The organism is Sphaerochaeta sp., assembly GCF_050178175.1.
GTDB lineage: Bacteria > Spirochaetota > Spirochaetia > Sphaerochaetales > Sphaerochaetaceae > Sphaerochaeta.
Genome location: NZ_JBFXGH010000103.1, coordinates 1 through 8,099, shown reverse-complemented (window position 1 = coordinate 8,099; position 8,099 = coordinate 1). Strand labels below are relative to the sequence as shown.

Genomic DNA, 8,099 nt, shown 5'->3' with positions numbered 1-8,099 from the left:
TCTCTATTGTTCCATGTTACACCCCTTAGACGTATACAGGACTCATTAGCTTCCTCCTAATAAAGACAAAGCCTTGGCTCAATAACCAAGGCTCTGTTATGAAAGTCTCTGAACTCTTCCTTTTTTTTACTACGTATGTTTTGAGTGTGCTTGCTTACCAAAATCACCGAGTGCAAAGGAAGATATGGCTCTCCTGGGTATGTCTTGACGTAGATCCAGATGTATGTCTGAGGTAGGAGAGTAGGATAGAAAAAAAAGATACCAGCTTATTTGCTAGTATCTTCTTTCTTTGTAGTGGATTGTTTTTGTTTTACGCCAAAGAGGTCTCGAACCTCTGACCTACTGCTTAGAAGGCAGTTGCTCTATCCAACTGAGCTATTGGCGCATCGCTTACAGGTCTTACGTCCCTGAAACGAGCAAACAGTAACGCAAAAATAAAAAAAGGTAAAGATGGTTGGAAAAATTGTTTAATGCGTGAAATATAATCGTGTTCCATTGTATTTTGACTTGCCTAATGGGGAAATTCTATGTATACTTACTAATACCTAGTTAAAGACTAGGAAATAAACATACGATACATAGGAGGTATTTCATGTTTAAGCAAGTTGAACTTTCCTACGGTTTTGATGCGTTGGAACCGCATATCGATGAATTAACCATGGTGACCCACTACACGAAACACCATGCTGGATATACAAAGAATCTCAATGCTGCGGTAGAGAAGGATCCAAGCCTGAAAGATCGCTCCATTGAAAACATACTCAAAAACCTCGATTCTATCTCAGACGAGAAGCTCAGAACCGCTGTGAGAAATAATGGGGGAGGGTATGCAAACCATAATCTCTATTTTTCAATTCTCAGTCCATCAGCCGCTCATGCACCTAAAGGCTCATTACTCGATAGAATCAAGAAAGATTTCGGAAGCCTTGATGCCTTGAAAGACACACTGAACAGTCAGGCAGCAGGAAGATTTGGTTCCGGCTGGGCATTCCTTGTTGCACATTCTGACGGATCACTGGCAGTGGTAAATACCCCGAACCAGGATACACCCTTGATGGACAAGAAGGGTGGGGTACCCATTCTTGGTATCGATGTTTGGGAGCATGCATACTACTTGAAATACAAGAACCTTAGGGCAGACTACCTGAACGCTATTTGGAATGTTCTTGATTGGGCAAAGGTAGAAGAAGACTATCTGAAACTCCTTTCATAGACGTATTGTACTCTTCACGACCCCCCTGGTTCAGGGGGGTCGTTTTGCAAAGGTCTCTGTCTCCATAAAGCTTTACAGATATACAAAAACTAAATAATGAATAATTGACATCGGTAAAATACAAAAAGAGAGCGGAACAATGCAAATACATTAGTCTATCAGTACTTGATTATCGAATAGTAATTCAGTAGAATATAGCCATGATACAGAACAAGGACAAGGAGACCTATATGGATAACCACGATATACAGAAAAGACAAAGCATTGAGTACATGATCAAGAACTCGGACATGTTCCTGGACGCAGACTATGAACGTCTCGCTTCACACATTGAGGGACACCGCTACTTCCTTGGAAAGAACCTTTCCATGCCAATTACCTGGGATGAGGCAACCTACTCCTGGATGAGTAATATCTACCAGCCGATCAGCCAAGTAATGGAAAACTGGGCAACCCAGCTGAGTTTCCCCGGTAGAAGGAAAGCAGACCTGTTCTTTGAGATTTGTGACCATCAGTACTTCCTGAGCTTGCAAAAGCAGAAGGAAGTGGATGTATACAATGCTACACTGGACTACGACGTACAGTTTGGCAAGACCATCGGAAGGATCATTGCAAAGATTCTCTCTTCCAACAATGCGGCATAAAAGCCAGAAGCAAAATACATAGGGCATGCGGTCTAACGGCTGTGTGCCTTTTTTCATGTCATTGTTGATCGACCAAACCTATACACATACCACAACATCCCTTTGATATGTTTACCGTTTGGGTATGTGACACTTGCTGTAAGAGAATGGCTTGAACCGAAAGCAGAAAACCAAATACGAACTTTAAAATTCAATTTCGTCCTGGCTCTTAGCCAAATGTTCAAAATAACCCCATCAATTGGGAACTATCGACCTCTGTGCTCTATGCAGGACACGATACCTTGGCCTCCAGGGAAACCGTCTATTCCTTTCATCAGTGCACATGAGGCAGCACTCACCGTCTATGAAGAAGGGGAGCATTGGTTTCATACTCCTGAGCAATTGGAGTTTCTTGATCAATGGATTATGAAGCAACTGTAAGGAATATATTGTGTTTATCTATTCTACATGCTGAAACAAATTGAAGCAATTTATTCTGTGTGAATATGGTTAGTGAAGACTGCTCTCTGAGTTGGTCTCAGTGCATAAAAAAGGACGAACTGAGAAGCTCAATCCGTCCAATTTTGATCGGGGCGAAAGGACTCGAACCTTCGATATCCTGCTCCCAAAGCAGGTGCCCTAGCCACTGGGCTACGCCCCGAAACTTTTTGGAGTATACGCACTTGAGCTTGGAAGCGTCAAGGGGGTAGGATACAGAAATATGGATAAGAATACATACGCAAGCTTGATATATGAACGTTTGGACACGCTCCTACCAAAAGATATTCAGTTTCTGGAGCAGCGTGACCCCTTCAGATTCCTTATCAGTGTCATCCTTTCGGCCCAGACAACAGACCGGACAGTCAACGCAGTAGTGCGAACCTTATTTGCTGTGTATCCCGACGCCCCCTCCCTTGCCAAGGCAAAGAGGGAGGATGTGGAAGAGATCATCTTTCCTACCGGTTTCTATCGAAACAAGGCAAAGAATATCATTGCCTGTGCACAGGCCCTTGGAGATGGCGGGCTTCCCGAGACCATGGAAGAGTTGGTCAAGCTTCCTGGAGTGGGAAGAAAGACAGCCAGCTGTGTGCTGGGTGATATCTATGGAAAGCCGGCCATTATTGTCGACACCCATTTTGGAAGGGTCGTGAACCGGCTTGGGTTGGTTTCAACGAAAGACCCGGAGAAAATTGAGAGGGAAGTGGCTTCACTCCTGGAGCCACGCTTTCATTATCGCTTTTCCATGACAGCCAACCTGTTTGGGAGAACAACCTGTCATGCAAAGAAACCAAGTTGTGAGGATTGTCCGTTCAGTGATGTCTGCCCGAGTCGAGATGCTTTTCTGAAGAAACATTCCAAGTGATGAGTTCTCCATCTCTCTGGATTGTGAGAATGGCTAGTGATACATCCCTGATCATGATCGGTTCAACAGGGAAGGCTGTATCTATTTCACCAAGATAGATACCATCATAGGGGAAATTTGTTCCCAGCTGTTCGCGAATCTTTGTAAACGGTGTGTCTGGAATGGGAAGATACAGGTGTCCATATTGGTAGGATGCTGCGCCGAGTGTAGAGAGAGGAAGATGTGGGCAATCGACAAAAGGTAGGGCCTCCTGCTTGTCAGCCGGGCCAAGAATGATGCATGCTTCCAGTGCAAGCAAACTGGGGTTTCCATGCTGTTTGTATAAACTGTCCCTGAATAGTTTCAGGTTTCTTCTCAGCTCCTTGCCAAATCGAAGGATGTAATAGTTCTCCATGGGTGTAGCATACTGAAGGAGATAGGCCTCAGCAAGGGAAAAAACAGAAAAGATGATGCCTTTGTCTTTACACAAAAGCTGTTATCTGGTAATTTGGCTAAGGTTGAAGTCTATTTGTACGACACCCTTGTACTACTGCTCACGGGCAAGGGCTTGCCTGGACAAGGTGATGCGTGATTTCGACAGGCCCTGGTTCGGCCAACGAATGAATTATTAAGGATAAGGTGGATATAGCTATGGCTCGTAGATGTGAGATTTGCGGAAAAGGAACGGTTGCAGGAAATAGTGTTCCGAGAAAAGGACAAGCCAAGAAGCATGGCGGTGTTGGTCAACACATTGGTGTTACCACAAAGCGCGTATTCCGCCCAAACATCGTGTCTGTGAAAACTTTGGTCAATGGAACTCCCCGTACCATTAAGGTTTGCACACGTTGCTTGCGGAGCGGTAAGGTCGAGAAGCTCGTATAATCATACGTACGTCATCTCGATTACCAGAAGAGCCCAACATTGGGCTCTTTTTGTATAATTTTGCAAGATATATTTTCAGTGCTTTGTTCACTATGTTGAATTTTTCTCGGAGGTGGTGGTAATGAACGACATACGGGTACACGCAGTAGAAAGCAGCAATCTAGTTTCACAGGATGGTTTGGAAAAGCTCATCCGAATTCTTCGCACCTCCGGAGAAACACACCAAGTAGTGGTGCTTGCCCCATTCACTGATGAAAACCTTGAACTCACCAACCTCTTGCACCTGGCTATGCAACGTGATGAGAGGCTCTGGTCCATGCAGGAACAACGTTTCACCCGTTGGACAACCTTGGTGGAAGACCTGCTTGCAGTGCCTGCTGGTAGCAAGGTTCTTGGCAGGATCAAGCAAGGATTTGCAGACCTGGAAGATATCCTTCGTTCTATATGGTTGGTCCAGGAGATCAGTGAAGGGGTTGAGCGCTATACAAGCACACTCTGTGACAGTTGGGTTGCTGACCTTGCCTGCCATTGGGCCAATTTGCATAATCTTCCAGCCGATCTCCTCAGTTATGCCGATTCCCTGAAGAAGCAGAGTGTTGATGAATCGGCCCTGTTTATCTATGGAGCGGTAAAGGATGGCCAAAGCGAATACGCTGCAGCATCCCTTGCTGCGCAGCTAGAGGCGGTTGGGGTAACGTTCTGGAACAATAGTTCCTTGCTTCACAATGCTGACCACAGGGAAGTCCCTTCTGCACTGGTCATCCGCTCCCTTTCCTATGCAGAGGCAACGGAGCTTAGCTTCTTCGGTGCTCCCATTATTCACTCCCATGCACTTGTCCCTGCCATTGCTGCCTCCCTGGATGTGCAGCTCCGCTGTTGGAAAGACGAGGAAGACCCAGGGACCGTTATCAGCAAGCATGGAGACCAGAAGGAACCAAATAGGGTGAAGGGATTTTCCATTATCCATGATATTGCCCTTATAAATGTGGAAGGAGCTGGAATGAGTGGTGTCATTGGCATCGCAAGCCGGCTCTTTTCAGCCATGAGAAAGGCTTCCATATCAGTTGTCCTTATCAGTCAGGCTTCCAGTGAGTACTCCATTTGTTTTGCTGTCCCTGAGAGGGAGGCAGAGCGCGCCTGCGCCACTGCAAGGAAGGAGTTCGCTCCCGAGCTTGAGGCTGCCTCCATTCAGAGTATTGAGGCCGAAACCGGGCTTGCTGTCCTAGCCGCTGTTGGTGAGCAAATGACCGGCCAGGCAGGAGTAGCCGGCAAGTTTTTCTCTTCCTTGGGCAAGGCAGGGGTAAATGTCATTGCCATTGCACAGGGTTCGAGTGAGACAAACATCAGTGCAGTTATCAAGGGAAGTGACAGCAAGAAGGCCTTACGGGCACTGCATGCAAGGTTCTTCCTTTCCAAGCGGGCAATTTCTGTTGGATTGCTTGGCCCAGGGAATATTGGGGGTACGTTGCTGCAGCAGATTGCAAAGGAGACCACCAGACTGAAAGAACAGTTTGGGCTCGATATTCATATTCGTGGTATTGCCAACTCACGAAAAATGTTGCTTGACCAGGATGGTATCGATCCAGGAGACTGGAAGGAACGCTTTGAAAAGGAAGCTGTTGAACTCGACGAGGATCTCTTTACCCGACACATTGGTGCCACCTATTTTCCGCACTCCCTGATCATAGACTGTACGACCAGCAGCAAGCTTGCTGAGCAGTATGTTTCATGGCTGGAGTCAGGGATCCATGTCATTACCCCGAACAAGAAGGCAGGGACTGCTCCCATGGAGTACTATCAGCGTTTGCTGGAGACTTCCATGCGTACTGGAAAGCGTTTCCTTTATGAGACCACTGTTGGTGCAGGGCTCCCCATTATCTGGACCCTGAAAGACCTGGTCCAGACAGGGGACACCGTACACCGCATTGAGGGGATAGTCAGCGGCACGCTTGCCTGGCTCTTCTCCAGCTATGATGGTAGTGTTCCCTTCAGTTCACTGGTGAGACAGGCAAAGGAGATGGGCTATACCGAGCCTGATCCACGAGATGATCTTTCAGGCATGGATGTAGGCAGAAAGACGGTCATCCTGGCAAGGGAGTTGGGGCATTCCCTGGAAGTGGAAGATATTCCCATCCAGAGTCTGGTTCCTGAGTCTCTCGATGGTTGCTCCCCGAGTGAGTTTATGGAAAGATTGGAAGCAATCGATCCTATTATTGAAAAAGCATACAAAGATGCTGCAGCGAAGGGAGAGAAACTCCGCTATGTCGGGATTGTTGATGAAGAAGGCAACTGTAGTGCTTCCTTGAGGAGCTATGCGAGTGACCATCCTTTTGCCCAGGCAAGCGGTACTGATAATGTAATCTGTTTTACCACCGACCGATACTTGAGCCAACCTCTGGTGATCAAGGGACCGGGAGCAGGAAGGGAAGTTACCGCCGGTGGTGTATTCTCTGATATTCTTCGATTGGCAGCCTATCTTGGGGCCAGAATCTAGGAGGACGTAACGATGAAGTTTGTATCAACAAGGAAGAAAGCTCCCAAGGTGAGTGCCAGCGAGGCAATTCTGCAAGGGCTTGCCCCTGATGGCGGCTTGTATGTGCCTGAGTCATTTCCCTCCCTTTCCCATCTGAATGTGCATGAGATCTCATCATACCCGGAACTGGCATATGAAGTGCTTGCTCCCTTCTTTGAGGACGACCCTCTGAAAGAGGATCTGGCTCAGATATGCATGGATGCTTTCAATTTTCCGGTCCCCTTGGTTCCCCTCAGGGGCGAAGAGATGGTCCTCGAGCTCTATCATGGACCGACTGCTGCATTCAAGGACTTCGGTGCACGATTCCTTGCTGCGAGCATGGAGAAGATCCTGGAGAAGCAACACAGGAAACTCACTATTCTGGTTGCAACCAGTGGTGATACCGGTGGGGCAGTGGCAGCCGCTTTTGCAGGGCGAAAGGGTATTGATGTAAAGGTGCTCTTCCCCAAGGGAAGGGTGAGCAAGCGCCAGCAGACCCAGCTGACCTGTTGGGGTGGTAATATTGAGGCCTATGAGGTCGATGGCAATTTCGATGACTGTCAGAAAATGGTCAAGGATGCGTTCATGGACCAGGAGATTGCCACCAAGTGGGGACTGAGCAGTGCAAACAGTATTAACCTGGGAAGACTGCTTCCCCAGAGTGTGTACTATGTCTATGCATCCCACCTCTACTACCAGGCTACTGGGAAGAAACCAACCTTCATCATCCCAAGCGGGAATGTGGGCAACAGTTGTGGTGCCTACTGGGCTCTAAGTATGGGAGCGCCCATTGAAAGGATTGTACTTTCAGTAAATGCGAACAAGACAATCCCTGACTATCTCTTCTCCGGCAACTATGAGAAGCGTCCCTCTGTAGCTACCTTGGCCAATGCCATGGATGTTGGGGCACCCAGCAATATGGAGCGTCTCTTCGATCTTTATCCAGATATCGATACCATGCGAAAGATGGTAAGTGCTTGGTCTGTGGATGATGAGACTATCAGGAAGACGATCAAGGAAGTGTATGATGAGTCAGGGTATATTATGTGCCCCCATACAGCTACCGGAGAGCGAGTAAGAAGAGACCAATTCAGTGGAAAACCCACCATTGTCATTTCTACTGCCCACCCTGCAAAGTTTGAGCAGGTAGTAGAACCACTGCTAAATACCGAGGTACCCATTCCAGAGAACCTCAAGCAATTGCTTGATAAGAAGACTTCCTTCAAGCAGGTAGGGAAGGAGTATCAAGAGTTGTTTGAGTAGGGTGATTAAGTACCAATAGCAAAATTAATGACAGTGAATACATAATAGGACCCACCAGTTGGTGGGTCTATGGACAAACATGCAATTTATTCCTCACTCTCTGGTGGTGGATTACCATCAAATATTTTTACTGCAAGATCGAAATCAAGCGAATATTCATCTCCATCATATTCACTAGTTTCTGTGCTACGATCATACACTGTTCCTGTTATCGTACCCTTTACATATCCTAACTCATTGCCTTTGTCTGTAAAGGTAATTCCA

7 protein-coding genes and 2 tRNA genes are annotated in these 8,099 nt (G+C 47.0%); 6 read left to right on the top strand and 3 right to left on the bottom strand.

Going from position 1 to position 8,099, the window contains the following annotated elements:
- Nucleotides 1-311: 311 nt before the first annotated feature.
- Nucleotides 312-385: transfer RNA gene (locus tag AB7S66_RS10075), tRNA-Arg, on the bottom strand.
- Nucleotides 386-592: 207 nt separating this feature from the next.
- Here AB7S66_RS10075 and AB7S66_RS10070 point away from each other — a divergent pair.
- Together AB7S66_RS10070 and AB7S66_RS10065 are read left to right on the top strand one after the other, a co-directional pair.
- Nucleotides 593-1,213, top strand: coding sequence for a superoxide dismutase (locus AB7S66_RS10070; RefSeq protein ID WP_428519619.1), 621 nt, complete (start codon nucleotides 593-595; stop codon nucleotides 1,211-1,213).
- Between the two features lie 200 nt (nucleotides 1,214-1,413).
- A complete protein-coding gene (locus tag AB7S66_RS10065; RefSeq protein WP_428519617.1) occupies nucleotides 1,414-1,857 on the top strand; it encodes a DUF4032 domain-containing protein in 444 nt (147 codons plus the stop codon).
- 567 nt (nucleotides 1,858-2,424) lie between these two features.
- Here the strand turns inward: AB7S66_RS10065 and AB7S66_RS10060 are convergent.
- Nucleotides 2,425-2,497: transfer RNA gene (locus AB7S66_RS10060), tRNA-Pro, on the bottom strand.
- Between the two features lie 60 nt (nucleotides 2,498-2,557).
- Here AB7S66_RS10060 and AB7S66_RS10055 point away from each other — a divergent pair.
- A complete protein-coding gene (locus tag AB7S66_RS10055; protein ID WP_428519615.1) occupies nucleotides 2,558-3,199 on the top strand; it encodes an endonuclease III domain-containing protein in 642 nt (213 codons plus the stop codon).
- On the opposite strand, the gene AB7S66_RS10050 is transcribed toward AB7S66_RS10055, so the two are convergent.
- Complete coding sequence (locus AB7S66_RS10050; protein ID WP_428519613.1) at nucleotides 3,147-3,593, bottom strand: hypothetical protein; 447 nt, start codon at nucleotides 3,591-3,593, stop codon at nucleotides 3,147-3,149. The genes AB7S66_RS10055 and AB7S66_RS10050 overlap by 53 nt on opposite strands.
- Nucleotides 3,594-3,829: 236 nt before the next feature.
- Between AB7S66_RS10050 and rpmB the strand changes: the two genes are divergently transcribed.
- From rpmB to thrC, 3 genes are all read left to right on the top strand, one after another.
- A complete protein-coding gene (gene rpmB, locus AB7S66_RS10045) occupies nucleotides 3,830-4,060 on the top strand; it encodes a 50S ribosomal protein L28 (protein ID WP_428519611.1) in 231 nt (76 codons plus the stop codon).
- A 121-nt stretch (nucleotides 4,061-4,181) separates the two neighbouring features.
- A complete protein-coding gene (thrA, locus tag AB7S66_RS10040) occupies nucleotides 4,182-6,554 on the top strand; it encodes a bifunctional aspartate kinase/homoserine dehydrogenase I (protein WP_428519609.1) in 2,373 nt (790 codons plus the stop codon).
- Nucleotides 6,555-6,566: 12 nt separating this feature from the next.
- The gene (thrC, locus tag AB7S66_RS10035; RefSeq protein WP_428519607.1) at nucleotides 6,567-7,835 is read left to right on the top strand and encodes a threonine synthase; all 1,269 of its coding nucleotides are present in this window, start codon (nucleotides 6,567-6,569) and stop codon (nucleotides 7,833-7,835) included.
- Nucleotides 7,836-8,099 lie beyond the last annotated feature (264 nt).